23 protein-coding genes and 2 pseudogenes are annotated in these 26909 nt (G+C 73.9%); 14 read left to right on the plus strand and 11 right to left on the minus strand.

What is annotated here, in order from left to right:
- The first annotated feature begins 345 nt into the window (after window positions 1-345).
- The 6 genes from F1641_RS01395 (at window position 346) to F1641_RS19560 (ending at window position 8337) form a co-directional block, all read left to right on the plus strand.
- A complete protein-coding gene (locus tag F1641_RS01395; RefSeq protein WP_194902704.1) occupies window positions 346-1824 on the plus strand; it encodes an ABC transporter family substrate-binding protein in 1479 nt (492 codons plus the stop codon).
- A gap of 178 nt (window positions 1825-2002) precedes the next feature.
- Window positions 2003-3532, plus strand: coding sequence for an ABC transporter permease (locus tag F1641_RS22745; protein WP_194902705.1), 1530 nt, complete (start codon window positions 2003-2005; stop codon window positions 3530-3532).
- Window positions 3529-4536: an ABC transporter permease gene (locus tag F1641_RS01405; protein WP_194902706.1), complete on the plus strand. Its 1008-nt coding sequence runs from the start codon at window positions 3529-3531 to the stop codon at window positions 4534-4536. Before F1641_RS22745 ends, F1641_RS01405 begins: the two co-directional genes overlap by 4 nt.
- Window positions 4533-5654 (plus strand): ABC transporter ATP-binding protein, encoded by a 1122-nt coding sequence (locus tag F1641_RS01410; protein ID WP_219729463.1) that lies wholly within the window; start codon window positions 4533-4535, stop codon window positions 5652-5654. The genes F1641_RS01405 and F1641_RS01410 overlap by 4 nt, the downstream gene beginning before the upstream one ends.
- A complete protein-coding gene (locus F1641_RS01415) occupies window positions 5651-6769 on the plus strand; it encodes a dipeptide ABC transporter ATP-binding protein (RefSeq protein WP_309225303.1) in 1119 nt (372 codons plus the stop codon). Before F1641_RS01410 ends, F1641_RS01415 begins: the two co-directional genes overlap by 4 nt.
- A gap of 5 nt (window positions 6770-6774) precedes the next feature.
- A complete protein-coding gene (locus F1641_RS19560) occupies window positions 6775-8337 on the plus strand; it encodes a substrate-binding domain-containing protein (RefSeq protein ID WP_309225304.1) in 1563 nt (520 codons plus the stop codon).
- On the opposite strand, the gene F1641_RS20670 is transcribed toward F1641_RS19560, so the two are convergent.
- From F1641_RS20670 to F1641_RS23650, 5 genes and pseudogenes are all read right to left on the minus strand, one after another.
- Entirely contained in the window at window positions 8318-9292 is a 975-nt protein-coding gene (locus F1641_RS20670) for a hypothetical protein (protein ID WP_255514182.1), read from the minus strand. The genes F1641_RS19560 and F1641_RS20670 overlap by 20 nt on opposite strands.
- Before the next feature lie 544 nt (window positions 9293-9836).
- Window positions 9837-9983, minus strand: a pseudogene (locus tag F1641_RS22750) (MerR family transcriptional regulator); the annotation flags it as partial.
- A 310-nt stretch (window positions 9984-10293) separates the two neighbouring features.
- On the minus strand, window positions 10294-10818 hold the full coding sequence (locus F1641_RS20680; protein ID WP_255513833.1) for a LacI family DNA-binding transcriptional regulator: 525 nt from the start codon (window positions 10816-10818) through the stop codon (window positions 10294-10296).
- A complete protein-coding gene (locus F1641_RS20685) occupies window positions 10745-11170 on the minus strand; it encodes a hypothetical protein (RefSeq protein WP_194902710.1) in 426 nt (141 codons plus the stop codon). Before F1641_RS20685 ends, F1641_RS20680 begins: the two co-directional genes overlap by 74 nt.
- 62 nt (window positions 11171-11232) lie before the next feature.
- Window positions 11233-11364, minus strand: a pseudogene (locus F1641_RS23650) (LacI family DNA-binding transcriptional regulator); the annotation flags it as partial.
- A gap of 110 nt (window positions 11365-11474) precedes the next feature.
- Between F1641_RS23650 and F1641_RS22755 the strand changes: the two are divergent.
- The gene (locus F1641_RS22755) at window positions 11475-13076 is read left to right on the plus strand and encodes an alpha-N-arabinofuranosidase (RefSeq protein WP_194902711.1); all 1602 of its coding nucleotides are present in this window, start codon (window positions 11475-11477) and stop codon (window positions 13074-13076) included.
- Window positions 13077-13164: 88 nt separating this feature from the next.
- Here F1641_RS22755 and F1641_RS01455 read toward each other — a convergent pair whose 3' ends face one another.
- The 6 genes from F1641_RS01455 to F1641_RS01480 all read right to left on the minus strand — a co-directional run bounded on the left by F1641_RS01455 (window position 13165) and on the right by F1641_RS01480 (window position 20164).
- On the minus strand, window positions 13165-14736 hold the full coding sequence (locus F1641_RS01455) for an alpha-L-fucosidase (RefSeq protein ID WP_194902712.1): 1572 nt from the start codon (window positions 14734-14736) through the stop codon (window positions 13165-13167).
- Window positions 14733-16109: an alpha-L-fucosidase gene (locus F1641_RS01460; protein ID WP_194902713.1), complete on the minus strand. Its 1377-nt coding sequence runs from the start codon at window positions 16107-16109 to the stop codon at window positions 14733-14735. The genes F1641_RS01455 and F1641_RS01460 overlap by 4 nt, the downstream gene beginning before the upstream one ends.
- 58 nt (window positions 16110-16167) lie before the next feature.
- Window positions 16168-17103 carry a carbohydrate ABC transporter permease gene (locus F1641_RS01465; protein WP_194902714.1) on the minus strand — a complete coding sequence of 312 codons (936 nt, stop codon included), beginning with the start codon at window positions 17101-17103 and terminating at the stop codon, window positions 16168-16170.
- Window positions 17093-18031, minus strand: a complete 939-nt coding sequence (locus F1641_RS01470) for a carbohydrate ABC transporter permease (protein ID WP_194902715.1) — start codon at window positions 18029-18031, stop codon at window positions 17093-17095. The genes F1641_RS01465 and F1641_RS01470 overlap by 11 nt, the downstream gene beginning before the upstream one ends.
- A 49-nt stretch (window positions 18032-18080) precedes the next feature.
- The gene (locus F1641_RS01475) at window positions 18081-19328 is read right to left on the minus strand and encodes a sugar ABC transporter substrate-binding protein (RefSeq protein WP_194902716.1); all 1248 of its coding nucleotides are present in this window, start codon (window positions 19326-19328) and stop codon (window positions 18081-18083) included.
- 134 nt (window positions 19329-19462) lie between these two features.
- Window positions 19463-20164 (minus strand): FadR/GntR family transcriptional regulator, encoded by a 702-nt coding sequence (locus F1641_RS01480; RefSeq protein ID WP_206690370.1) that lies wholly within the window; start codon window positions 20162-20164, stop codon window positions 19463-19465.
- 233 nt (window positions 20165-20397) lie between these two features.
- Between F1641_RS01480 and F1641_RS01485 the strand changes: the two genes are divergently transcribed.
- The 7 genes from F1641_RS01485 to F1641_RS01515 all read left to right on the plus strand — a co-directional run bounded on the left by F1641_RS01485 (window position 20398) and on the right by F1641_RS01515 (window position 26882).
- The gene (locus F1641_RS01485; RefSeq protein WP_309225305.1) at window positions 20398-21741 is read left to right on the plus strand and encodes an enolase C-terminal domain-like protein; all 1344 of its coding nucleotides are present in this window, start codon (window positions 20398-20400) and stop codon (window positions 21739-21741) included.
- 100 nt (window positions 21742-21841) lie between these two features.
- A complete protein-coding gene (locus tag F1641_RS01490) occupies window positions 21842-22738 on the plus strand; it encodes an amidohydrolase (RefSeq protein ID WP_194902718.1) in 897 nt (298 codons plus the stop codon).
- A gap of 9 nt (window positions 22739-22747) precedes the next feature.
- Window positions 22748-23209, plus strand: coding sequence for an RbsD/FucU domain-containing protein (locus tag F1641_RS01495; RefSeq protein ID WP_194902719.1), 462 nt, complete (start codon window positions 22748-22750; stop codon window positions 23207-23209).
- Window positions 23210-23285: 76 nt separating this feature from the next.
- Window positions 23286-24338: a zinc-binding dehydrogenase gene (locus tag F1641_RS01500; protein ID WP_194902720.1), complete on the plus strand. Its 1053-nt coding sequence runs from the start codon at window positions 23286-23288 to the stop codon at window positions 24336-24338.
- The gene (locus F1641_RS01505) at window positions 24335-25087 is read left to right on the plus strand and encodes an SDR family oxidoreductase (protein ID WP_194902721.1); all 753 of its coding nucleotides are present in this window, start codon (window positions 24335-24337) and stop codon (window positions 25085-25087) included. The genes F1641_RS01500 and F1641_RS01505 overlap by 4 nt, the downstream gene beginning before the upstream one ends.
- Complete coding sequence (locus tag F1641_RS01510; protein ID WP_194902722.1) at window positions 25087-25797, plus strand: bifunctional 4-hydroxy-2-oxoglutarate aldolase/2-dehydro-3-deoxy-phosphogluconate aldolase; 711 nt, start codon at window positions 25087-25089, stop codon at window positions 25795-25797. The genes F1641_RS01505 and F1641_RS01510 overlap by 1 nt, the downstream gene beginning before the upstream one ends.
- Window positions 25794-26882 carry a PfkB family carbohydrate kinase gene (locus F1641_RS01515; RefSeq protein WP_206690371.1) on the plus strand — a complete coding sequence of 363 codons (1089 nt, stop codon included), beginning with the start codon at window positions 25794-25796 and terminating at the stop codon, window positions 26880-26882. Before F1641_RS01510 ends, F1641_RS01515 begins: the two co-directional genes overlap by 4 nt.
- Window positions 26883-26909: the final 27 nt, after the last annotated feature.

Raw genomic sequence — 26909 nt, forward strand, 5'->3', positions numbered from 1 at the left:
GAGCGGGTCCAGGGGGATTCCGCCGCACGACCTGCGGCGGTCTCCCGTGTGAAGACGCCCGACGAAGGGTCCCTCCCACGTGATCACCTCGCGCAGAACCACTGCCGCACTGGCCTTCCTGGCCGGCGGCGCGCTCGTCCTCTCCGGATGCTCCGCCGACCGCGGGGGTGAGGGGGGGACTGTGCCAGCAGCTCCGCAGGCACCAGCAACGCGACCATCACGGCCGCGCACGAGCAGGAGTTCAACAGCTACAACAACAACACCGCCGACCAGAACGCCGTCCAGAACGTCGTCGTCCTGAACAACGTCCTCGGCGGCTTCTGGGACTTCGGCCCCGACGGCGGCGTGCTCGACGAGAAGGAGTTCGGCACCGTCGAGAAGACGAGTGACGACCCGCTGACGATCAAGTACACCTTCGCCGACGACGCCGTCTGGTCCGACGGCGAGCCGATCGACTGCGACGACTTCATGCTCACCTGGGCCGCCAACTCCGGGAAGTTCACCTCCTCCGAGACCGACGCCGAGGGCAACCCGCTGTCGGGCTTCTCGTCGGCCGGCACCACCGGCTACGAGGACATGAACGCCCCGCAGTGCGCCGCCGGTGACAAGGAGGTCGAGCTCTCCTACGCGACCCCCTTCGCCGACTGGGCCGGCATGTTCGGCGCCGGCTCGATCCTCCCGGCGCACAAGGTGGCGCAGGGCGCCGGCGTCGAGGACCTGATCGGTGCGCTGACCAGCAACAACACCGACGAGGTCAACAAGCTCGCGCAGTTCTACAACACGGGCTTCATCGGCACGCCGGGCACCGTCGACACCGACAACTGGCTGTCCTCGGGCCCCTACAAGATCGACTCCTGGCAGGCCGGCCAGTCGATCACGCTGGTCGCCAACGACGAGTACTGGGGCACGCCGGCGAAGGCCAGCTCCATCGTCATCCGCTTCATCGACGCGACCGCCCAGGCGCAGGCCCTCGCCAACGGCGAGATCCAGGTGGCCCGCCCCCAGCCCGCGCAGGACATCCTGAGCCAGCTCCAGGCCATCGGTGACTCGGTCAAGATCGACCAGGGCGACGAGTACACCTTCGAGCACCTCGACTTCAACTTCGAGGGCGCGTTCAAGGACGCCGACCTGCGCAAGGCCTTCGCCCTCTGCGTCCCGCGCCAGCAGATCGTCGACAACCTGATCAAGCCGGTGAACGAGAACGCCACCGTGCTGAACTCGCGCTACAAGCTGACCTTCCAGGAGGGCTACGACCAGGTCGTCTCCGCCTCCTACCAGGGCCAGTACGACCAGCCCGACATCGCCGCCGCCAAGCAGATCCTCGACAGCAAGGGTGCGGCCGGCACCGCCGTGCGCATCGGCTACCAGTCGCCCAACCAGCGCCGCACCGACGCCACCGCCCTGATCAAGGCCTCCTGCGACCAGGCCGGCTTCGACGTCCAGGACGCCGGCCAGCAGGACTTCTTCGGCGGCGGCCTCGCCAACGGCAACTTCGACGTCGCGCTCTTCGCGTGGTCGGGCTCGCCGCTGGTCTCCGGTCAGGCGTCGACCTACGTCACCGGCGGCGGCAACAACAACGGCAAGTACTCCAACCCGCAGGTCGACGAGCTGACCAAGCAGCTGCTCTCGCAGACCGACGTCTCCGCGCAGGACACCACGATCGGCCAGATCGAGTCGGTCCTGTGGAGCGACCTGGCCACCATCCCGCTGTTCACGTTCCCCGGCCTGCAGGCCAACTCCACCAACGTGACCGGCCCGTCCTTCCAGCCGGCCCAGAGCCAGCAGACCTGGAACGACGACACCTGGACCGTGGCCCAGCAGTAGTCCCGCACGCGCCGGCCGGCGCCCTCCCCGAGGAGGGCGCCGGCCGGCGCTGCGCGCGGGCGGCCCCCCCGGTGCGCCCGCAGACCGCCCCCAGGCGCAGTCTTGTCCCGGGGGCGCAGGGCCCAGGAGGCCCTGACCTGCTGATCCGCTCTCCCCGCTGTGGAAGGGGCCCTTGCCCGTGGTCGCTTACGTCCTGAGGCGCCTGCTGATCTCGATCGGCGTCTTCTTCGTCGCGACGTTCATGATGTACCTCCTGGTCGCCAACGCCGGTGACCCGCTGGAGGACCTGTACGGCATCACCGACCCCGGTGACCGTGCAGCCCGCATCGCGTCGCGCACCGAGATCATGCAGCTCAACACGCCCGTCGTGGAGCGCTACTTCGACTGGCTCGGCGGCCTGCTCAGCTTCCTCTGGGGGCAGGGGACGCTCGGCGTCAACCGCACCGGGCAGGCCATCGAGCCGCTGCTCGGCCTGGCGCTGGGCAGCACGCTGCGCCTCGTGGTGCTGGCCACCGTGCTGGCCATCGTGACCGGCGTGGCGGTCGGCATCGTGTCGGCGCTGCGCCAGTACACGAGCTTCGACTACACGATCACGTTCTTCTCGTTCGTCTTCTTCTCGCTGCCGATCTTCTGGGCCGCGGTGCTGCTCAAGCAGTTCGGGGCGATCGCCTTCAACGACTGGCTGGGCGACCCGGTGGTCCCGCTGCCGGTGGTGGTCGTGCTGGCCGTGCTGGGCGGGCTGTTCGCGGTCAGCCTCGTGGGGGGGCGCACCTGGGTGCGCCGCGGGGTCTCGTTCGCGGTCGGCGCGGTCGTCGTCCTGGCCGTCCTGCTGGTGCTGTCGCAGACGGACTTCCTGGCCCGCCCGACGCTCGGCCCGGTCGGCGTCTCGGTGCTCGGCCTGGCCGCCGCGGTCGGGATCACCGCACTGGTCTCCGGCCTGGCCAACCGCCGCGTGCTCATCGCCTCGCTGGCCGGGGCCGTGGTCGGGATCATCATCTACGTCTCGACCGTCAGCGTGCTCCTCGACCCGACCTGGCCGTTCCTCATCGGCCTGTTCGTGCTCACGCTGGTGCTCGCCGGTGGCGTCGGGTTCGGCGTCGGCGGCATCGACCGCGGGCGCGCCGCGCGCGCCGCCGTCCTCTCGGCAGCGGTCGTCGCGGCGCTGAGCTTCGTCGACTGGCTCATGTACGCCTGGCCGGCGTACGTCTCGAGCTCGCTCGGACGCCCCATCGCGACCATCGGCTCGAACACGCCCAACTTCACCGGCACGCTCTGGGAGACCACGCTCGACTCGCTCACGCACCTGGTGCTGCCGAGCGTGACGCTGGTGCTCATCTCCTTCGCGCAGTACACGCGCTACACGCGCTCGAGCATGCTCGAGACGATGAACCAGGACTACGTGCGCACCGCGCGCAGCAAGGGCCTGACCGAGCGCACGGTGATCATGCGCCACGCGTTCCGCAACGCCCTGATCCCCGTCACCACGCTGGTGGCGCTCGACTTCGCCGCCATCGTCGGCGGTGCGGTGATCACCGAGCGCATCTTCGGCTGGCGGGGCATGGGGTCCCTCTTCATCGAGGGCATCTACACCGTCGACCCGCCCCCCGTGATGGCGTTCTTCGTGGTCGCCGCCGCAGCCGTGCTGCTGCTGAACATCGTGGCCGACCTCGTGTACGCCTACCTCGACCCGAGGATCCGACTCTCATGACGACCACAGACCCCCGCACGACCGCCGGCGAGCCCGGCGGCCCCGGCGCCGCCGGTGACACCGGTGACGCCTCCGGCCTCGCCGTCGTCGCCCTCTCGCAGGGCCAGCTGGTCCGCCGCCGCTTCCTGCGCCACCGCGGTGCCCTGGTCGGCATGGCGGTGCTGCTCTTCGTGGTGCTGCTGTCGTTCACCTCGATCGGGTTCGGGCCCGTCCCCGGCTGGTGGCACTACAGCTACACGCAGGTCAGCCCCATCGAGAACGGCGGGCGCCCGACGCTCGACCTCATCCCGTGGCTCGACGGCGACGGCCTCGCCTGGGGCGACCACCCCTTCGGCCAGGACAACATCGGCATCGACTACTTCGCGCTGACCATGCGCGGCGCCCAGCGGTCGCTGATCATCGCGTTCGTCGTCGGCATCGTCGCCACGGTCATCGGCACGCTCGTCGGTGCCCTGGCCGGCTACTACCGCGGCTGGGTCGACGCCCTGCTCATGCGCGTCACCGACGTCTTCATCACCATCCCGGTGATCGTCATCGGTGCCGTCCTCGGCCGCCGCTTCGGCGCGCTGCCGATCTTCCTCTTCGGTGCGGTCCTGGGGGTGGTCTTGTGGACCTCGCTCGCGCGCCTGGTGCGCGGCAACTTCCTCTCCCTGCGCGAGAAGGAGTTCGTCGAGGCCGCCCGCGCGATGGGCGCCTCCAGCAGCCGCATCATCTTCAAGCACATCCTGCCCAACAGCCTCGGCGTCATCATCGTGTCCGCCACGCTGACCATCGCCGTCGCGATCCTCGTGGAGAGCGCCTTGAGCTACCTCGGCCTCGGAGTGCGGCCGCCGGAGACCTCCCTCGGCCTGCTCATCAGCACCTACGAAGCGGCCTTCACCACGCGGCCCTGGCTGTTCTGGTGGCCGGGCCTGTTCATCGTGCTGATCGCCCTGTCGGTCAACTTCATCGGCGACGGCCTGCGCGACGCGTTCGACCCGCGCCAGGCACGGGTGCGCTCGTGAGCCCCGCGCAGAAGGACGGGCAGCGGGCCGAGCGGCCCGCCGACGAGCCCGTCCTCCAGGTCGAGGACCTCACGGTCGCCTTCCCGACCGAGGACGGCGTGGTGCGGGCCGTCCGCGGCATGAGCTACTCCGTGGCGCCGCGCGAGGTGCTCGGCATCGTGGGTGAGTCCGGCTCGGGCAAGTCCGTCTCGTCGATGGCGGTCATGGGCCTGCTGCCCCGCAGCGCCCAGGTCACCGGGAGGATCCTCTTCCGCGGCGAGGACGTGCTCCGGATGAGCGGGCGACAGCAGCGCGGTCTGCGCGGGCGCCGGGTCAGCATGATCTTCCAGGACCCGATGACGGCGATGAACCCCGTCTACACGGTGGGCGACCAGCTGGCGGAGGCCGTCAGGTCGCACAGCGCCGTCCCGCCGAAGGCGGCGATGGCGCGCGCCAAGGAGATGCTCGACCTGGTCGGCATCCCGCAGGCCGAGGCGCGGCTGCGGGCCTACCCGCACGAGTTCTCGGGCGGCATGCGCCAGCGCGCGATGATCGCCATGGCGATCATCAACGACCCCGACGTCATCATCGCCGACGAGCCGACCACCGCCCTCGACGTCACCGTGCAGGCGCAGGTGCTCGACACGCTGATGTCCGTCAAGGAGGCCGTCGGCGCCGCCATCGTGTTCATCACCCACGACCTGGGCGTCATCGCGCAGGTCGCCGACCGCACGCTGGTCATGTACGCCGGCAAGCCGGTGGAGGTCGGCGGGACGGCGGAGGTCTTCCGGAAGCCCCTCATGCCGTACACGGCCGGGCTGCTGGGCTCGACCCCGTCGGCCGAGGGCACCCGCGCGGGGGAGCGGCTGCGGCCGATCTCCGGCTCGCCGCCGTCGCTGATCTCCCTGCCGCGGGGCTGCCCGTTCGGGCCGCGGTGCCCGCTGGTCCGCGACGACTGCCGCGCCAGCGAGCCGCAGCTCGTCCACCGGGGGCCCGCCGCCGGGGCTGGCGGGGCTGCGGGGAGGAACCTCCCGCTGGTGAGCCCCGACCACCTCGGGGCCTGCCACCACAGCGACGAGCTGCTCGCCGCCGACGACCCCACCCGCTTCTTCCGCGCCGAGAGCGAGGTCACCCCGTGAGCACCCAGCCCACCGAGGCCGAGCGCGACACCCACCTGCTCGACGTCCGCGACCTCGTCATGCACTTCCCGGTGCGGGGCGGCGGCATCGTCCAGCGCGTGGTCAACCACGTGCAGGCCGTCTCCGGCGTGAGCTTCAGCCTCGACGCCGGCGAGACCCTCGGCGTGGTGGGGGAGTCGGGCTGCGGCAAGTCGACGACTGGGCGCGCGCTGCTCCAGCTGCACAAGCCGACGTCGGGCTCGGTGCGCTTCGACGGCAAGGAGCTCATCGGCCTGTCCGAGCGCGACCTGCGCCCGGTGCGCCGCGACCTGCAGATCGTCTTCCAGGACCCGTACGCCTCGCTGAACCCCCGGATGCCGGTCAACGACATCATCGGCGAGCCGCTGGTCATCCACGGGACGGTCCCCGACAAGGCCGCCCGCAAGGAGCGCGTCCGCGAGCTGCTGCAGCTGGTGGGCCTCTCGCCCGAGCACGGCAACCGCTACCCGCACGAGTTCTCCGGCGGCCAGCGCCAGCGCATCGGCATCGCCCGCGCGCTCGCGCTCGGGCCGAAGCTGCTGGTGCTCGACGAGCCGGTCTCCGCGCTCGACGTGTCGGTGCAGGCCGGCATCGTCAACCTCCTGGAGGACCTGCAGGCCGAGCTCGGCATCGCCTACATGTTCATCGCCCACGACCTGTCGGTGGTGCGCCACATCTCCGACCGCGTCGCGGTGATGTACCTGGGCAAGGTCGTGGAGATCGGCCCCAAGGACGAGATCTATGACCGTCCGATGCACCCGTACACGCAGGCGCTGCTCTCCGCGGCGCCGTCGGCGGACCCCGGCGTCGCGCGCGAGGCGGCGAAGGAGCGGATCGTGCTCGAGGGCGACGTGCCCTCGCCGCTGAACCCGCCGTCGGGCTGCCGGTTCCGCACCCGCTGCTGGAAGGCGCAGGACGTCTGCGCCACGGAGGAGCCGCCGCTGGTGACCAAGCCCGGTGCGGCTGCGGGCCACCAGATCGCGTGCCACTTCGCCTCGACCGACGTCGGCCACCCCGGTGGGCGCACGTCGCTGCCGCTCGCCGGCAGCGCCGGCAGCGCCGGCAGCACCGCCGCAGCGGGCGGGGAGGCGGCCTGACCCTGGTGGTGGGCGCCGCGCTGGTCGACGACCTCGCGGCGCCCCGCCGGCTGCTCGCCGCCCGGCGCAGCGCCCCGCCGTCGCTGGCCGGCGGCTGGGAGCTCCCCGGGGGCAAGGTCGAGCCCGGTGAGGCGCCCGAGGCGGCGCTGGTGCGCGAGCTGCGCGAGGAGCTCGGCGTCGGGGTGCGTCTCGGGCAGGAGCTCATCGCCGGTGGGCCGGCGGACGGCTGGCCCCTGCCGGGCGTCGGCGAGCTGCGGGTGTGGTGGGCGGAGGTCGTCGACGGCGCCCCCGCCCCCCTGGAGGACCACGACGAGCTGCGGTGGCTCGACCGCGACGACTGGCGCAGCGGGGTGGCCTGGCTCCCCGCCGACCTGCCGTCGTCGAGGCGCTGGCGGAGTCCGCGGACGCCGCGGGCTGAGCGCCCACCCGCGGACCGGCCGTCCGGGCGACGCTCGGCGCGCCCGTCGACGGCGGCCGCACCGGCTGGCAGCATCGGGCCCGTGCCGAGCCAGCGCCCCGCGACCCTCACCGAGGTCGCCCGGCGCGCCGGGGTCTCGGTCACCACGGCGTCGAAGGCGATCAACGCGCAGCCGCGGGTGTCCGCGCAGGCCCGCGCCCGGGTGCTCGAGGCCGCCGCGGAGCTGGCCTTCACCCCGAACCCGCTGGCGCGCAGCCTGCTGTCGGGGCGCAGCGGCACGGTCGCGCTCCTCGTCATCGACTCGCTGACGCGGCGGTGGGCGGTGCCGTCGATGATGGGGGTCGGGGCGGCCCTCGACGAGGCCCAGCTGTCGATGGTCACCGCGGACGCCCACGGAGACCGCGACCGCCTGCTGGAGCTCGCGCTCCACCACCAGGCCCGCAAGGTCGAGGGGCTCATCGTGCTGGGCGACAACAACCGGCCGGTGCCGTCGCTGCGCGGCGAGCTCTCCGTGCCGGTCGTGTACGTGCACGGCGAGACCGGCGACCCCCGCGACCGCTGCCACGTGCCCGACGACCGCGGGGGAGCGGCCACCGCGCTGGACCACCTGCACGCGCTGGGGCGGCGGCGCGTCGCGCACGTCACCGGGCCGGCGGGGGTGCGGGCCGTCGTCGAGCGCGCCGAGGGCTTCCGGCGGCGCAGCTGGGAGCTCGGCCTCGTCCCGGGTCCGGTGCTCACGGGGGCGTGGTCGCAGCGGTGGGGCCAGCTCGCCGTCGAGGAGGTCCTCGCCCGCGACCCCGACGTCGACGCCGTGCTGTGCGGCAACGACCAGATCGCCTACGGGGTGGTGCTGGGGCTCCAGACGGCCGGTCGGGCCGTGCCCGAGGACGTCGCCGTCACCGGCGTCGACGACTGGGAGGCGTTCTCCCTGGAGTCCGACCCCCACCTGACCACGGTCGACATCGAGCTCGACGCCCTGGGTGCCGCAGCGGCGCGCGACCTGCACGCCGTGGTGAGCGCGGGTGGTGCTGCAGGCGGCGACGACGGTGGCGGCGTCGTCGCGCACCCCGGCACCCTGGTGGTGCGCGGTTCGACCGACCCCACCGCGCCACCACCCGGCACCGGCCTGTTCAGGGAGCCGCGGGCCTGAGCGCCGGCGCGGTCCCGCCCCCGCGGGCTCCGCACGCCGCCCGACGGGCCCGCGCGACGACGACGGCGACCGCCCCCACGAGGCCCGCCGCGACCGCCGAGGAGACCACGAGCACCGCACCCGCGGGGGCCACCACGGACTGGCCGACCAGCGCCTGCCAGGTCAGCAGCCCCAGCGCCGCGGCCCAGCCGGCGCTGGCGAGGGCCACCAGCTGCCACCGGACGCGCGGGGTGAGCACCGCGGCGGCCGCCGGCCACCGGCGGGCCACCAGCGACAGGGCCAGCACCAGCAGCGGCAGCGCCTGCAGCGCGTGCATGCCCACGAAGTGCGGCACGCGCAGGTCGCCCGCCGCGGTGCTCCAGCCGAGCAGCGGCAGGCCCGGCCCGCCGTCGGCGGCGCCCACGGTGTGGGCACCCATGATGCCGCGGCCATCGGTGAGCTGCTGCGCGGTCGGGTAGGTCATGAGGAACGCGACCGCCATGCCGGCCAGGGCGACCACCACCCCGGCGCGCACCGACAGGTCGAAGGCGGCGTCACCGGACGGGCTGCGCCACAGCAGGACGCCCACCACCGCCGTGATCAGCCAGACGGCGGCGATGCTGGCGCCCATCACCGCCCACGCCGCGGCGTAGGCGGGCGTGGAGGTGTTGAAGTGGCTCGTGGTCCCGAGCGCCGCAGCGCCCAGGACGATCGCCATCTCGACGAGGAGCGCGCCCGCCACCGTCCCGAGCGCTCCGGCGAGGCGGCGCCCACGGCGCAGCCGCGTGACGAGCCACGCGAGGGTGACGGCGTAGAGCGCGATCGACAGCTCGAACTTCAGCGGCTTGACCCACCCGTTCGCGCCCGTGACCTGCACCGGGTCGAGCACGGCGAGGGCGGCGGTGGGCACGGCGAGGAGCAGCACCGCGGCGGCCACCCAGACCAGGGGGGATCGGCGCAGGTCGGACGCGGTCATGACGGCTCCTCGGGGACGGGCTGGTGGACGGACCGGTGGACGGGCTGGTGGAGGTGCTCCGGGTGAGGTGGGTCGGGCGGGTGGCGCGGGCCACGTGCTCCTGGGCGATGCGGCGCAGCCCGGCGACCAGGGCGTCGCCGAGGACGGTCCCCACCACCACGGTCTCGGCGCTGCGGTCGCGGTCGGCGGCGTCGGGCCAGACGCGGGCGAGGTCGGCGCGGGCCACCACCTCGGCGGCGCGGGCGTACTCGGGGAGGCTGTCGAACAGGTCCTTGCGACCCATCGCGACCCAGCCGTCGAGCACGGCGGCGGCCTGGAGCACCCCGGGGTTGCCGTCCTCCACGGTCCACCCCAGCGCGCTGACGAGCTCCTCGACCGCTGCGAGCGAGGACGGCGACGGCGGCGGCGCACCCTCCCGGCCGGGCAGGGCCCGCTGGGCGGCGCCCATCACCTCCTGGAGGCCGACCGCGGGGTCGTCGACGGCGGCGACGACGGCGCGCACCCTGGCGATGGGCAGCCCGCCGACGTCGACCAGGGCGCGCACGAGGTGCAGGCGGCGGACGTGCTCCTCGCCGTAGGAGACCTGGTTGTAGCCGGTCTTCTCGGCGGGTGGGAGCAGGCCCTCGCGGACGTAGAACTTGATGGTCGCCGGGGCCGTGCCGCTGCGCTCGGCGAGCTCGGAGATGCGCACGGAGGGGACGCTAGCCCATCGATAGTGCCACTGTCGATAGTGGCGCTACCGAATGGTGTCAGCTGACCGCGGTCACGTCCCGCGGTGACCGCGGTCAGGTGGCGGTGCCAGGTCCTGGGGCGGTGGCGCGCCAGGTGACCCCGGTCGGGTCCCCAGGTGACCGCGGTCAGGTGGCGGTGCCGGGTCCTGGGGCGGTGGCGCGCCAGGTGACCCCGGTCAGGTCCGCGGGTGACCGCGGTCAGGTGGCGGTGCCGGGTCCTGGGGCGGTGGCGCGCCAGGTGACCCCGGTCAGGTCCGCAGGTGACCGCGGTCAGGTGGCGGTCGCGCCGGGGCGACGACGACGGGTCGACTCCCGCTCGACCACGGCGAACGGGCTGGTGCTGCGCTCGGGGGCCGCCGCCGGGTCGGCGATGCGGCGCAGGAGCAGGCGCGTGGTCTCCTCGACCATCCAGTCGTGGCCGGGGGAGACGCTGGTCAGCGACGGCACGGTGAAGGCGGCGTCGGCGACGTCGTCGAAGCCGGCCACGAGCACGTCGTCGGGGACGCGCCGGCCGGCGTCGGCCAGGGCCCGCAGCGCGCCGATGGCGAGGGTGTCGGTGGCGCAGACCAGGCCGTCGAGACGGGGCTCTCGCGCCAGCGCCTCACGGGTGAGGTCGGCGCCGCCGGCGAGCGTGCTCCGGGCGCCGCTGACGGCCACGACGCTCGCGCCCGGGACGGCCCCGACCGCAGCCCGGACCCCCAGGGCGCGCAGGCGGAACGCGTCACCGAGGTGGCCGGGCCCCTGGGGGCGGGGCCCGTCGTCGTCGCCCGCGGGGAGGGCGTCCAGGTCGGGCATGCCGAGCGCCACCAGCCGGCGGCACCCGCGGTCGAGGAGCAGGCGCGCCCGCCGCGGCCGCGCCGTCGGTGTTGGCCATCTCGACGTGGTCGAACCGGCGCACGTCCTGCCGCTCGCCCAGGACGACGACGGGCAGGTCGCCGGCGATGGCGAGCACGTCGTCGGGGTCGAGGCCCACCGCGGAGAGCACCAGGCCGTCGTAGGCGCTGACGCGCGAGGCGGTGATGGCGGCCAGCTCGCCCTCGCGGCTCGCGCCCGTCTGCTCGACCACGACGCGCAGGCCCTCGGGCGCCAGGCGCGCGATGAGCCGCGCGGCCAGCAGGCCGAAGTAGTGGCTGTGCACCTCGGGCACCGCCAGGCCGACGATCCCGTTCGGCCGCGCCGCAGGCTCTGCGCCGCGGTGTTGACGCGGTAGCCGGTGCGCTCGACCACGTCGAGCACGCGGCGGCGCGTCTCCTCGCTGACGTTGGTGCGGCCGGCGAGCACGTTGGACACGGTCATCGGCGAGACGCCGGCCGCTGCTGCGACGTCGCGCATCGTGGTCATGGGCCACCTCCTGGACCTCGAGTCTGCTCGCGGTGCGCCTTGACAGCCCGCGAGGGCCTTGGTTGTATCGATAAACCACCCTTCTCCGCAACGCCGCACCGAGGAGCCCCGTGAGCACCACCACCCCGTCCAGCACGCCCGCCGTCGTCGAGGGCGTCCTCGACCTCGACCTCCCGGGCCACCGGATCAGCCGCCACGTCTACGGCCACTTCGCCGAGCACCTCGGCCGCTGCATCTACGGCGGCTTCTACGTCGGGGAGGACTCCGAGGTCCCGAACGAGGGCGGCATCCGCCTGGACGTCGTCGAGGCCCTGCGCGCCCTGGACATCCCCAACCTGCGCTGGCCCGGGGGCTGCTTCGCCGACGACTACCACTGGAAGGACGGCATCGGCCCCCGCGAGCAGCGCCCGCGGATGGTGAACTCCCACTGGGGCGACGTCGTGGAGGACAACTCCTTCGGCACCCACGAGTTCATGCACCTGTGCGAGCTGCTGGGCACCGAGCCCTACATCTCGGCCAACGTCGGCTCCGGCACCGTGGCCGAGACCAGCGACTGGGTGCAGTACCTGACCCGCGGCGACGACTCGCCGATGGCCGCGCTGCGCCGCGCGAACGGCCGCGACGAGCCGTGGAAGGTCACCTACTGGGGGCTGGGCAACGAGCCGTGGGGCTGCGGCGGCAACATGAGCGCGGAGGCCTACGCCGACCTCGCCCGCCAGTTCGCCACGTACAGCCGCGACATGGGCGACAACAAGCTCTACCGGATCGCCGCCGGCGCCACGAACGCCGACTACCGCTGGACCGAGGTCCTCATGAAGGCGCTCGGCCGTGCGCTGGGCGACGGCGAGGTGCTGGGCCACGGCAACTCCAGCTTCCAGGCCATCTCCTTCCACTGCTACACGGTGGCCGGGCCCTGGGACCACAAGGGCAGCGCCACCGAGTTCGACACCGACGAGTACTACGCGACGATGGCGCAGGCCCAGCGCGTCGAGGCCGTGCTCGCCGGGCACACCAAGGTCATGGACGCCTACGACCCCGACAAGCGCGTGGGCCTGGTGCTCGACGAGTGGGGCACGTGGTTCGACGTCGAGCCGGGCACCAACCCCGGGTTCCTGTTCCAGCAGAACGCGCTGCGCGACGCGCTGGTGGCCTCGGTGCACTTCGACGCCTTCCACCGCCACGCCGACCGGCTGGTGATGGCCAACATCGCCCAGACGGTGAACGTGCTGCAGGCGATGATCCTCACCGACGAGGAGTCCGGCGCGCTGGTGCTGACGCCGAGCTACCACGTCTTCGAGATGAACAAGGGCCACCAGGACGCCGCCCACCTGCCCGTCCACCTGCGCGGCGCGGCGCCGACGCGCACGGTCGCGGGCGTCGTCGGCGTGGGCGGGCACGCCCTCGACCGCAGCGACGTGGAGCTGAGCACCGTCTCGGTGTCGGCCAGCACCAAGGACGGCGCGGCGCTGGTCTCGCTGACCAACCTGGACGCCGGCGCTCCGGTGGTGCTGCGGATCGACCTGCGCGGCGCGGCCGTGGGGGAGCCGACGGCCCGCCTGCTCACCGCCGACGCGCTGCAGGCGCACAACACGCCGCAGCAGGGCGACGCCGTGGCGCCGCGGACCTTCGACGGCGCCCGGGTGGAGGACGGCGTGCTGTTGGTCGAGCTGCCGGCGCACTCCTTCGCGACGGTGTCGCTGCCCCTGGTCTGACCCGCGCCCGCCGCTCGCGCCGGTGGCCGGGTGCCCGTGATCACCGCGATCACGGGCACCCGGCCACGGGCGTGCGGGGGAGCGGCGGTCAGCCGCCGCCCTCACCCTCGGGCAGCAGCAGCGCGCGGGGCGCCGGGGCCGCCGGGTCGAGCAGGACCAGCTCCAGCGCGAAGCCGGGCACGGCCTCGACCGCCGCCGGCAGCGGTGAGGGCAGCACCACCTCGAGGGCGTCGTCGGTGCGGCGCACCTCCAGCGGCGCCGGGTGGCCGAGCAGCCTGACGTCACCGAGGTCGCGCACGGACATGGACGACGCCCCGCCGAGCGACCTGATGCGCACCACGCCGTCGTCCGGGCGGACCATGCCCATCGCGTACAGCGACGTCTGCCCGACCTCGGCGCGCTGGGTGAAGCGCAGGTCGGCCGGGGTGAACGGCAGCGACGCGGCGTCGGTGAAGGAGCCCTCCGGCACCGCCGTCGGCCCCTCGCCGGGCACGCGCCACGGGCGGGTGCCGTACACGGCCTCGCCGTTGACGGTCAGCCAGGCGCCGAGACCCTCCAGCAGCGCCGCCTCCTCGTCCGGGACCGTCCCGTCGGGCTTGGGCCCGATGTTGAGCAGCAGGCACCCGTTCTTGGCGACGACGTCGACCAGCTCGCCCACCAGGTCCTGCGGGGTCTTCCACTCGTGGCCCTCGATCCACCCCCACGAGGTGCGGGAGACGGAGGTGTCGTTCTGCCAGGGGCGCTCCTGCACGTCGGCCATGCCGCCGCGCTCGACGTCGAGCACCGCGGTGCCCGGCCTGAAGGCCTCCCACTTGTACTGCAGGACGACGCCGCGGCCCCACTGCGCAGCGCGGTTGTAGTAGTACGCCGCGAGCATCCGGCGGTAGGGCTCGAAGGCCGGGTGCTCGATCCACCAGTCGAACCACAGCACCTGCGGGCGGTAGCCGTCGATGATCCGCACGGTGCGGAGCAGCCAGTCCTCCAGGTACGCCTCGTTCGGGCCCGACGCCTGCGGCATCGCGGGGCCGTAGAGGTCGGCGAACTCCGGGTCGTCGCGCACGTCCGAGGCGAAGGCCCGCCCGGGGTGGAAGAAGAACCAGTGCTCGGCGCGGTGGCTGGAGGCGCCGCGGACGATCCACTGGTCGTCGCAGGCGCCGAGCACGTCCCCGAGCACGTCGCGCTGGGGCCCCACCTTCGTGGCGTTCCAGCGCGTGCGCGGCTCGTCGTACATCGGGAAGCCGTCGTGGTGCTCGGCGACGGGGACCACGAACTGCGCGCCCGCCCGCCGGAACAGCTGTGCCATGCCCGCCGGGTCGAAGCGGTCCATCGTGAAGCGCGGCAGGAAGTCCTTGTAGCCGACCTCGGCGTGGTCGCCGTGGACCTCGCGGTGGTGGCCGTGCTCCGGCGTGCCCTGCTGGTACATGCGCCGCGGGTACCACTCGTTGCCGAAGGCCGGCACCGAGTACGCGCCCCAGTGCATGAAGATCCCGAACTTGGCGTCGCGGAACCAGCCCGGCACCTCGTAGCCGGCCAGCGACTCCCAGGTGTCGGTGAACGGCCCGGCGTCGATCACCGCGCGGACGTCGGCGAGCGCCGCCCGGGTGTCGGGCACCTCGACCGGGGCGGGAACCCAGCTGCGGTCGGAGGACGTGGTGGTCATGCGCGTGCTCCCAGGGGGAAGGTGACGACGGCGGGCCCGTGCTGGGCCGCGGGCTCGGGGACGTCGACGACGACCGCGCCGCTGCCGTCCTCACGGGCGGTGACGGGCGTGCCGTCGAGCAGGCGGGCCGCGCCGAGGTCGACGGCTTCGGCGCTGAGCTGCAGGCCGACCTCGCCCGTGGCGTCGACGACCGCGTGGAGGACGTCGCCCGAGCGGGTCCAGCGCACCCAGGTGGCGCCGCTGCCGTCGTCGTCGTGGCCCTGGTGGCCGCTGGGACGGGCCACGGAGTCGTCGACCGTCGTCGTCCCGTGCACGGCGGCGCCGTTGACGGCCATCCAGTCGGCCAGGCCCTCCAGGCACCGGCGCTGCAGCTCGGGGATCTGGCCGGAGGCGGTCGGGCCGACGTCGAGGAGCAGGTTGCCCCCGCGGGCGACGACGTCGAGCAGGTGCTTGACGGCCTGGGGGCCGGTGAGGTGGTGCTCGTGGCCCTCCACCCGGTTGTAGCCGAAGGAGTAGCCGATGCCGCGGCAGTTCTCCCACGCGCCGGACTCCAGGTCGCGCCCCTGCTGGTACTCGCTGGTGCGGAAGTCCCAGTGGGTCTCGCCGAACCTGTCGTTGACCACGCCCTCGGGCACCGCGGCGTAGTACTCGTCGAGCACGCGGGCGAACGACAGCGGCCCGTCGGGCTTGCCGGCGTCGGGCCAGTTGATGTCGCCCCACAGCACGTCGGGGGCGTACCGCTCCACGAGGTCGCGGACGTGGGCGTTGGCGTAGGCCGTGTAGCCCTCGTCCTGCGGGCGCAGCTCGTGGCCGATGTCGGAGGTGATCGGGCCGAAGTCGGCCACGTCCCAGTCGAGGCCGCCCGAGTAGTAGGTGCCGAACCTCATCCCGGCGCGGCGCGTGGCGGCGGCGATGTCGCCGACCAGGTCGCGCTGCGGGCCGCGCGCCACGGTGTTGCGGGGGGTGCCGGGGGCGTCCCACAGGCAGATGCCGTCGTGGTGCTTGGTGGTGGGGACGACGTAGCGGGCACCGGCGCGGGCGAACAGCGAGGCCCAGTCGTCGGGGTCGAAGTCCTCCGCCTTCCAGGCGTCCAGGAAGTCGTCGTAGGGGGCGTCGCCGTGGACCTCGCGGTGGTGCTCCGCCGCGGGCGAGCCCTCGATGCGGATGGTGTTGTAGTACCACTCGGCGTACGGGTTGTGCTTCATCCAGGTGGACCGCTCGATGGTGCCGAGCTCGCCGATGGGCTCGGCCCAGGCCGGCACCGAGTAGGCGCCCCAGTGGATGAAGATGCCGAGCTTGGCCTCGGAGAACCAGGCGGGCACGGGTCGCTCGAAGCGCTGGTAGAGCTCGGTCCGGGCGTCGTGGGAGAACACGGGGTGGGAACCTCCGGGTGGGTGGTGCGGATCCGGTCGGGGAGCGGGGCCCGGCGCCTCAGCGGCCGCCGAGGCCCGACAGGGCGATGCCCTTCACGAGGTAGCGCTGCAGCAGCAGCACCAGCAGGGCGGTGGGCGCCATCGAGATGGTGGCGGCGGCCATGAGCAGGTTCCACGCCTGGCCGTTCTGGCCCAGGAACAGGTTCAGGCCGAGCGGCACGGTGGTGGTGGTCACGTCGTTGGTGACGATCAGCGGCCACAGGAAGCTGTTCCAGTAGGTGATGAACGTGAACACCGCCAGCACCGCGAAGGCGGGCGCGGCGATCGGCACGATGATCTGCGTGAGGATGCGCCAGTGCCCGGCGCCGTCGATGCGCGCCGACTCCTCGAGCTCCTTGGGGATGGTGAGGAAGAACTGGCGCAGCAGGAACGTGCCGAACGCGGTGAACGCCCAGGGGAGGATCAGCGCCTGGAAGGTGTTGATCCAGCCCAGCTGGTTCATGATCAGGAACATCGGGACGACGACGACCTCCTGCGGCACCATGAGCGTGCCCAGGTAGACCAGGAACAGCGAGTCGCGGCCCCGGAACCGGAGCCGGGCGAACGCGTAGGCGGACAGCGCCGACGTGACCAGCGTGATGACCGTGCCCGTGACGGCCACGAAGGCCGTGTTGAGCATGAACCTGCCGAAGGGCAGGAAGTCGAGCGCGTCGCTGTAGTTGCTGAACAGGAGGCTCTCGCCGAAGAGCTTCGGGGGCGTGGTGAAGATCTCCCCGGCGCTCTTGAGGCTCGACAGCACCATCCACGCCAGCGGCGCGAGGAAGAGCAGCAGCGCCAGCGTCAGCAGCAGCTGGGAGACGACGGGCGGGCGCTTCTTCCGGTTCTGGGGGACCAGGCCCCCCGCGGGGCCGCCGGGGCCAGGGGTGCCGGGGGTGCCGGTGCCGTCGTCGGCCGACAGCGCCGCCGACCTGGTCCCGAGGGCCTCACTGGTCATAGTGCACCCACTTCTTCTGCCCGAGGAACTGGATGGCGGTGAGACCCATGATGATCACGAAGAGCACCCACGCGATCGCCGAGGCGAAGCCGAGCCGGAAGTTCTGGAACCCGCTCTGGTACAGGTACATGACCAGCGTCGTGGTGCTGTTGCCCGGACCGCCGCCGGTGAGGATGTAGGGCTGCACGAACACCTGGAACGAGCTGATCAGCGTCAGCACCGTGGCGAAGAACAGCGACGGGCTCATGAGCGGCAGCACCACCGAGAAGAACTGCCGCACCGGGCCGGCCCCGTCGATGGCCGCGGCCTCGGTGAGCGAGGGCGGCACGGCGTCCAGCGCCGCGGAGAAGACCAGCAGGTTGTAGCCGAACCCCTGCCACACCGACATCAGGACGACGGCGGGCAGCGCCCACGTGCTCGACCCCAGGAAGTTCGGGGCGCTCACGCCGAACAGCGTCTGGAAGACGCTGTCGATGAGACCCCGCGGCGTGTACAGCAGGCCGAAGACGACGGCGTTGCCGACCATGGGCGTCACCGCGGGGACGAAGAAGAGCACCCGGTAGTAGCGGCGCCCGACGATCCGCGGCGAGATCCACACCGCCAGGCCCATCGACACCACGATGTTGACCGGCACGTACAGCAGCACGAAGACCGCCGTGTTGAGCAGCGCCGTGGTGAACACCGGGTCGGTGGTGAAGAGCTCGACGAAGTTGCCGAAGCCGATGAAGGTCGGGTCTCCGAGCACGGGCCAGTCGAAGAAGCTCATCACCAGGGAGGCGACGATGGGGAACGCCGTGAAGGCGACGAACCCGATCGCCCCCGGCAGCAGGAAGGCCGAGGCCGCGCGGCCGTCGCCCTTCTTCGACCCGCGCGCGGGCGCGGGGGTCTCGACGGCGTCGGTGACGCGGACGGCACCTGTCAGCGCCATGGGACCTCCTCGGAGCTGGTCATCGCTCGTGCCGACGCCGTCGGGCCCGTCAGGCCTGGGCCTGGACCTGCTGGATGAAGGAGTCGACGTCGGTGTCGCCGTTGAAGCAGGGGACGGCGTACTTGTTCCACTCGTTGTTGACCTGGGTCCACTTGGCGGTGGTGCGGTACCCCTCGGCCGCCGCGATCATGGCGTCCATCACCTCCTGCGCGTCCTGCAGGCCGTTGCCCTCGTACCAGGCCGACTGCTGCGCGGTGCGCGCCGGGAACGCGCGGCCCGACTGGCCCAGGTAGGTCTCGGAGTCGACGTTGACCAGGCCGGCACAGGCCTTGGCGGCGAGGTCCTGGTTGGCGGCCTTCGCCGACACCCCGAAGCCGGAGCCGGCGCTGACGGTCTTGGAGCCGCTGCCGCCGACGGGCATCGGGGCGATGCCCACCTCGAAGCTCGCCGTCGCCTTGGCGTTGATCAGGCTCCACGGGCCGTCGATGTTCATCGCGGCGTTGCCGGCCAGGAACTGGTTGGTGGCCGCGGCCTGGGACCCGGCCGCCGGCAGCGGTGAGGCGACCTTCTCGCTGACCACCAGGTCGCGGTACCAGTTCAGCGTGTCGCGCCACTCGTCGGTGTCGATGTCGAGCTTCCCGTCGGCCGTGACGGCCTGGACGCCGTGCTGGCTCATCGCGAACGGGATGATGCTGTCGGGCACCGCGCCGGCGAAGAAGCCGTAGGTGTTGCCGGTGGTCAGCTTCTTGGCCGCCGCCAGGAAGTCGTCCTGGGTCCAGCCGATGGCCGGCATCGGCAACCCGGCCTCCTGGAAGGCGGTCTTGTTGTAGAAGACCACGAGGGGCCCGAAGTCGTAGGGCAGCGCCAGCAGCTTGCCGTCGACCTTGAGCGCGTCGAGGATCCCCGAGTCGAAGTCGGACTCGGTCACGCCCATGTCCGAGAGCTTCGGGCCGAGGTCGGTGAACAGCTGGGCGAACTGCGGGGCGCGCAGCGACTGGACGCTCACCAGGTCGGCGGTCTGGCCGCTCGCGGCCTGCGAGGTCAGCTTGGTCCAGTAGTCGTTCCAGGCGGCGGTCTGGAAGGTGATCGTCGAGCCCGACGCCTCGCCGGCGATGTCGGCGACCTTCTTCCAGGCGTCGACCTCGGCCGTCGAGGCGCTCCACATGAACCAGCTGAGGTCGGTGGAGCTGGCGCTCCCGGAGGACGAGGAGCCTCCGCCGCAGCCGGAGAGGGCGAGGGCGGCGGCAGCGCCGCCACCGAGTCCGAGCAGCTGCCGGCGAGAGAGGTGGGGTGCCATCGGGAGCCTCCGTGACGACGTCGTCGAGCGGTTGACGGATGGTGCGCGTCGGGTGCCGGTCGCCGGGGGCAGCAGTGCCCGGGGCGGCCATACATCCGATGACTGTGAACCTTCGTCCGCCCCCGGTGCCCGTGTCAAGCGCTCCGGCGGCGTTTCGGCGCGAGGGCCCGGCGCATCCACGTCTCCACGTTCGCGACGTGCAGCAGGGCGGCCGCCTGGGCCAGCTGGGCGTCGCCGTCGCGCAGCGCGTCGTAGATGGCGCGGTGCTCGTCGATGGTGTGCCGGGAGGAGTCGGCCTCGGTCAGGGCGCGCCACACCCTCGCCCGCAGGGTGACCCCGGAGATGCCGCGCAGGATCTCGGCGAGGGCGGTGTTGCGGCTGGCGGCCGCGATGGCGGCGTGGAAGTCGGCGTCGTGGGCGATGAGGTCCTGCTCGTCGGTGGCGGCCTCCATCAGCTGCAGGTGCCGCAGCACCTCCTCGAGGTCGGCCTCCTGGCAGCGCAGCGCCGCAAGGGCTGTGACCTGGGGTTCTACGAGGCGGCGGCACTCCATCAGCTCCAGGAGCGACTCGTCGCCCATGAGGTCGACGGCCTCGCCGATGCCGGTGAAGAGCTGGGCCGGGGTGAGCGCGGTGACGAAGGTGCCGTCGCCGCGGCGCACGTCGAGCACGCCGGCGGTGGCCAGCGCGCGGACCGCCTCGCGCAGGCTCGAGCGGCTCACGCCGAGCTGCGCCGACAGCGCGGCCTCGGCGGGCAGGCGCTGGCCGGGCTCGAGGTCGCCGCCGCGGATCAGGTCGCGGACCTTCTCGATCGCCGCATCGGTCAGGGGGGCTGCCACCGCGTCACCTCCGGGTGCTCGGGCCGGGCCTCGCGCCGGGCCTCGCGCGGGAGCGTCCGCTCACCACCCCTCCACTCTGCACGTCTGATGTTTGGGCGTCTAGACATCGGATGACTGAGTGGATAGCGTCGGTGGCGCGTCGAGGGGGACGCCGCGCACACGAGTCCACCAGCACCGGGTCGTCCGCCCGCCGTGCGCCGTACGCCCACCGCCCACCGCCCTGGAGGTCCGCCGTGCCGTCCGACCCGCTCGCAGGCCCGTCGTCCGCTGCGCGCTTCACCGCCCTCGAGGTGCACGACGTGCGCTTCCCCACCTCGGAGCACCTCGACGGCTCCGACGCGATGAACCCCGAGCCCGACTACTCCGCCGCCTACGCGGTGCTGCACACCGACGCCGGCGACGGGCACGAGGGCCACGCGCTGGCCTTCACCACCGGGCGCGGCAACGACATCCAGTCGGCGGCGATCAGGGCCCTGGAGCAGTGGGTGGTGGGCCGCCGGGTCGACGAGGTCCTGGACGACCTGGGCGCCTTCTCCCGCGAGATGGTGCACGAGCCGCAGCTGCGCTGGCTCGGTCCGGAGAAGGGCGTCGTGCAGATGGCGGTGGGCGCCGTCCTCAACGCCGCGTGGGACCTGCGCGCCAAGCGCGCCGGGCAGCCGCTGTGGCAGCACCTGGCCCACCTCGACCCCGACGAGCTGCTCGACCTGGTCGACTTCCGCTGGCTCACCGACGCCATGACGCGCGCCGAGGCGAAGGCCGTGCTCACCCGCGCGCTGCCGGGCCGCGAGGAGCGCGAGGCGCTGCTGCTGGAGCGCGGCTACCCGGCGTACACGACCACCCCGGGCTGGCTGGGGTACTCCGACGAGAAGCTGGAGCGCCTGGCGCGCGAGGCCGTGGCCGACGGGTTCACCCAGATCAAGCTCAAGGTGGGCGCCGACCTCACCGACGACGTGCGCCGCATGAAGGTGGCGCGCGCCGCCGTCGGCGACGACGTCAGGATCGCCGTCGACGCCAACCAGCGCTGGGACGTCGGCCAGGCGATCGCGTGGATGCACGCCCTCGCGCCGTTCGACCCGTACTGGATCGAGGAGCCCACGAGCCCGGACGACGTGCTCGGCCACGCCACCGTCCGCCGCGCCGTGCACCCGACCAAGGTCGCCACGGGCGAGCACGTGGCCAACCGCGTGGTGTTCAAGCAGCTGCTGCAGCTGCGCGCCGTCGACGTCGTCCAGATCGACGCCGCCCGCGTGGCCGGGGTCAACGAGAACCTCGCGATCATGCTGATGGCCGCCCACCACGGCGTGCCGGTGTGCCCGCACGCCGGTGGGGTCGGTCTGTGCGAGATGGTCCAGCACCTGTCGATGACCGACTTCGTCGCGATCTCCGGCACCTGGGACGACCGCGTGGTCGAGCACGTCGACCACCTCCACGAGCACTTCGTGACCCCGGTGCAGCTCGAGCACGGCCGCTACCGCGCGCCGCTCGCACCCGGCGGCGGCGGCGAGATGCACGCCGCGTCGGTGGCCGACTTCACCTTCCCCGACGGCCCCCAGTGGCGGGCGCGTGGCGCCCGCTGACGGGCCCGCCGAGCCGGTGGGCGCCCACGGCGCGAGCGGCCCCGCGGGAGGCGTCCAGCCGCCTCCCGCTCCAGCGCCGCTGACGGGTCCGGTCCCGGCCGTGGACGCCCACCACCACCTGTGGGACCCGGCAGACCCTGGGCAGGACTGGCTGGCGGAGCCCGGGCACGCGGCCATCGACCGCGTGTTCACCGCCGACGACCTCCGCGCGGCCGCGGCGGGCGGTGTCGACGGCCGCCCGCTGGGCGCCGCCGTGGTCGTGCAGTCGGTGTGCACCCCCGGGGAGAGCCGCGCCCTGCTGGCCACCGCCGCCGCCGACCCGCTGCTGGCGGGCGTCGTCGGCTGGGTCGACCTGACCGGTGACGTGCTCGGCCAGCTCGACGACCTGCGCTCCGGGGCGGGTGGCGAGCTGCTGGTGGGCGTGCGCCACCTCGTCCAGGGCGAGCCCGACCCCGCCTGGGTCCTGCGCGACGACGTGCAGCGCGGTCTGCGCGTGCTCGCGCAGGAGGGGCTCGCCTACGACCTGCTGGTCCGCGAGCCGCAGCTGGCCGCCGGCGTCGAGGCCGCCCGGCGGGCCGCCGAGCACGGCCTGGTGGTGGTGCTCGACCACGCCGGCAAGCCCGACGTCCGCCGCGGCGCCCCGGCGGGAGCGCTCGACGCGTGGGAGGAGCGCGTCCGCGCCCTCGCCGCCGTCGACGGCGCGGTCTGCAAGGTCTCGGGCGTGCTCAGCGAGGTGGGCGGGTCCGGCGCGGACGACGACGCCGTGCGCCGCGTCCTCGACGTCCTGCTCGACGCCTTCGGGCCGCAGCGCCTGGCCTTCGGCTCGGACTGGCCCGTCTGCACCCTCGCCTCCTCCTGGGCGCAGTGGGCCGAGCTGGTCGCCGGGCGCGCCGCCGGCCTCGGCGCCGCCGACCGCGACGCGCTCTTCGGCGCCACCGCCTCCCGCACCTACCGGCTCGCCGACCGGGCCGGCAGCACCGACCGCACCACCACCTGAGGAGACCGCGTGATCGCCGGACGACTCGTCCACCCGCCCCTGCTCGCCGCGCTGGCCGCCGCGGGGCACGGGGCGACCGTGCTGCTCTGCGACGGGCACTACCCCGCCACCACGGCCGCCGGCCCGAACGCCGAGCGCATCCACCTCAACCTGGCTCCCGGCCTGCTCGACACCTCCGCGGTGCTCGACGTCCTCCTCGACGCGCTCCCGGTGGAGGCGGCCGCGGTGATGGTCCCGCCGGACGGGTCCGACCCGGCCGCGGTGACGGCCCACCGGGCGCGCCTGGCCCGGCACGGCGAGGTGCCGGTGGAGGCGCTGGACCGCCACGCCTTCTACGCGGCGGCGAAGGGCGAGGACCTGGCCGTCGTCGTCGTCACGGGCGACGTGCGCCAGTACGCCAACCTGCTGCTCACCGTGGGGGTGCAGGGCGTCTCGGCGGCCGACTCCGCCGCGGGGACGGCGGTGCTGTGACGATCGGGGGACGGTCGTCGACAAACATCATACGTAATATGTATGGTGCGATCTCCGATCGAGGAGAGAAGGGTCGATGACGACTCCCACGTACACCGCTGCCCGCTACCTGGGCGAGCACGCCTTCGACGTGGCGCAGGTCGAGCGCCGCGCGCCCGGCCCCGGGGAGGTCGAGGTCGCCCCCGCCTACACGGGCATCTGCGGCACCGACCTGCACATCGCCGCCGGGCACATGGACGCCCGGGTGACCACGCCCGCCGTCATCGGCCACGAGACCGCCGGGCGCGTCAGCGCCGTCGGCGAGGGCGTGACCGGCTGGTCGGTGGGCGACGCGGTGACCGTCGTGCCGCTGCGGCCCGACGGCACCTGCTCCGCGTGCCGGGCCGGCCACGGCCACGTCTGCGAGCACATGGACTTCATCGGCATCGACTCGCCCGGCGCCCTGGCCCAGCGCTGGACCGTGCCGGCGAACACCCTGGTCGCCCTGCCCGACGGCGTCGACCTGAGGACCGCGGCGCTGCTGGAGCCGACGGCCGTGGCCGTGCACGACGTGCGCCGCTCGCGCCTGGCCGCCGGGGAGTGCGCCGTCGTGGTCGGCGGCGGTCCGGTGGGCATCCTCATCGCCCTCGTGGCCGCGCAGGCCGGCGCCGACGTGCTGCTCGTCGAGCTCGACGCCGCCCGTCGCGCGCTCGCGGAGGACCTCGGCCTCGCGACGGTCGACCCGCGCGAGACCGACGTCGCCGAGCTGGCCCGGGCCCGCTCGGGAGGGTCGGGCGCCCACGTGGCGTTCGAGGTCTCCGGCGCGCAGGGCGGCCTCGACACCGCGGTGTCCGTGCTCGCCGTCCGCGGCCGGCTGTGCCAGGTGGGCATCCACGCCCAGCCGCGCACCATCGACCTGCACCGCTTCTTCTGGCGCGAGCTGGAGCTGCTCGGCGCCCGCCTGTACCAGCGCGAGGACTTCTCGCGGGCCGTCGAGCTCGTCGCCTCCGGCGACGTGCCGGCCGAGCGGCTCATCAGCAGCGTCGTGCCGCTCGACCGGGTGGGGGAGGCCTTCGAGGCCCTCGCCGGCGGCGGGGCGGTCAAGGTGCTCGTCGAGTGCCAGCCCGCTGACGGGGGCGAGCAGGCGTGAGCGGCCCCTTCGACCTCACCGGGCGCGTCGCCGCGGTGACCGGCGCGAGCCGGGGCATCGGCGCGGCCGTCGCCGTGGCCCTCGCGCAGGCCGGGGCCGACGTCATCGGGTGCTCCACCCGGGGCCCCGGCGACGACGTCGCCGAGGCGGTCCGCGCCACGGGCCGGTCGTTCACGTCCCTGGCGTGCGACCTGTCCGACCGGGCCGCGGTCCGCGCGCTCGGCGCCGACCTCGCCGAGCGCGGCGTCGACCTGCTCGTGGCCAACGGCGGCACCATCCGCCGCACGCCGGCCGCCCAGCACTCCCTGGACGACTGGGACCACGTGCTCGAGGTCGACCTGTCGGCCCAGTTCGTGCTCGCGCAGGCCGTCGGCGGGGCCATGGTCGAGCGCGGCAGCGGCCGCATCGTGTTCACGGCGTCGCTGCTGAGCTTCCAGGGCGGCATCAACGTGCCCGGGTACACCGCCGCCAAGCACGGCCTGGCGGGGCTCACCAAGGCCCTCGCCAACGAGTGGAGCTCGAAGGGCGTCGGGGTCAACGCCGTCGCCCCGGGCTACGTCGCGACCGACAACACCCAGGCGCTGCGCGACGACGAGGACCGCTCCCGCTCCATCCTGGAGCGCATCCCCGCCGGGCGGTGGGGCCGCGCCGAGGACATCGCCGGTGCGGTGGTCTACCTGTGCAGCCCCGCCGCGGAGTACGTCCACGGCGTGGTGCTCCCGGTCGACGGCGGCTGGATGGGCCGCTGATGGCGGCCCAGACCGAGCAGCCGTCGCAGCCGCCGCAGCCGTCGACGGAGGAGCTGCGGGCCGCGCTGGTCCGCTGCCCCCTGCTGCCCGTCGTGATGGTGGGGGAGCGCACCGACGGCGCGGCCCTCGGGGCGGCGCTGGCCGCCGGGGGCCTCACCGCGGCCGAGGTGGTGCTGCGCACCCCGTCGGCGCTGCGGGTGGTGGCCGAGATGGCCGGGACGCCCGGGCTGCTGGTCGGGGCGGGCACCGTGGTGGAGCCCGACCAGGTCGACGCGGTCGCCGACGCGGGCGCGCGCTTCGTGGTGAGCCCCGGGCACGACCCCGACGTCGTCGCGCGCGCCCGCTCCCGGGGGATCCCCGCGGTGCCGGGGACCTCGACGGCCACCGAGGTGCAGCTCGCGCGCCGCTCCGGCCTGCGGGTGCTCAAGGTGTTCCCCGCCGGTGCGGTCGGCGGCACGGCGCTGCTCGCGGGGCTGGCCGGCCCGTTCCCCGACGTCGCGTTCGTGCCCACCGGCGGCATCGGCGAGCGCGACCTGGCCGACTACCTCGCGGTCCCGGCGGTCGCGGCCGTCGGCGGCAGCTGGTGCGCCCCCGCGAGCCTCGTCGCGCGGGTGACCGGCGGCGGCTCCGACGACTCCTCGGCCGCGGCGGCGGCGCTCTCCGCGCTCGTGGCCGCCTCCGTGGCCGCGGCGCGCCGGGCGCGCCCGTGAGCGGTCCGCCCTCCCGGCCCGCGCCGGTGGAGGTGCTGGCCCTGGGCGAGGTGATGCTGCGCCTCGACCCGGGCGAGGGCCGGATCTCCACCGCCCGCTCCTTCACCGTCTGGGAGGGCGGCGGGGAGTACAACGCCGTGCGGGCGCTCGCCACCACCTTCGGCCGCCGCGCCGGGGTCGTGACCGCCCTGGTCGACGACCCGGTCGGGCACCTCGTGGAGGGCCTCGTCCGCGCCGGCGGCGTCGACGTGACCCGGGTGCGCTGGGTCGGCGCCGACGCCGGGGCCAGGACGGGCCTGAACTACGTGGAGCGCGGCCACGGCGTGCGCGGCGCCCTCGGCGTCAGCGACCGCGCCGGGTCGGCGGCCTCGCGCCTGGCCCCCGGCGACGTCGACTGGGACGCCGTCCTCGACGGCGCGGCCCACCTGCACACCGGCGGGGTCTTCGCCGGGCTGTCCGAGACGACGACGGCGCTCGCCGAGGAGGCCCTGCGCGCCGCGCGGCGCCTCGGGGTCAGCACCTCCTACGACGTCAACCACCGCCCGAGCCTGTGGCGCTCGCGCGGGGGAGCGGACGCGGCCCGCGCCGTCGACCTGCGCCTGGCGGGCCTGGCCGACGTCGTCCTCGGCGCCCTCCAGCTGGCGCCCGCGAGCGGCGAGCTCGCTGCGCCGGAGGACGTGGGCGCCGTGCTCGCCGACCTCGGGTCGCGGTGGGACGCCGCCGGTGGCGAGGGGCCCCCGCTGCTCGTCAGCTCGTGGCGCCGCGTGGTCTCCGCCGGCTCCAACGACTGGGGCGCCGCCGCCTGGAGCCCGGCGACCGGAGCGGTGGTCGGCCCCCGGCTCGACGCCGTCGGGGTGCTCGACCGCATCGGCAGTGGCGACGCACTCAGCGCCGGGGTGCTCGACGGCGTCCTGACCGCCCGCGCGGCCGGCGCCCCGCTCGCGGCGGACGGGCTGGAGCGGGCCCTGGCGCTCGGCGTCGCCGCCGGGGCGCTCACCATGACCACACCCGGTGACACCTGCGCCGCCACGCTCGCCGAGGTGCGGGCGCTGGCGGCCGGGGGCACCGCCCACGTGCAGCGATGAAGGGGACGAGCGAGACCATGACGACGC

The sequence above is a fragment of the Quadrisphaera sp. INWT6 genome, assembly GCF_015390235.1.
GTDB lineage: Bacteria > Actinomycetota > Actinomycetes > Actinomycetales > Quadrisphaeraceae > Quadrisphaera.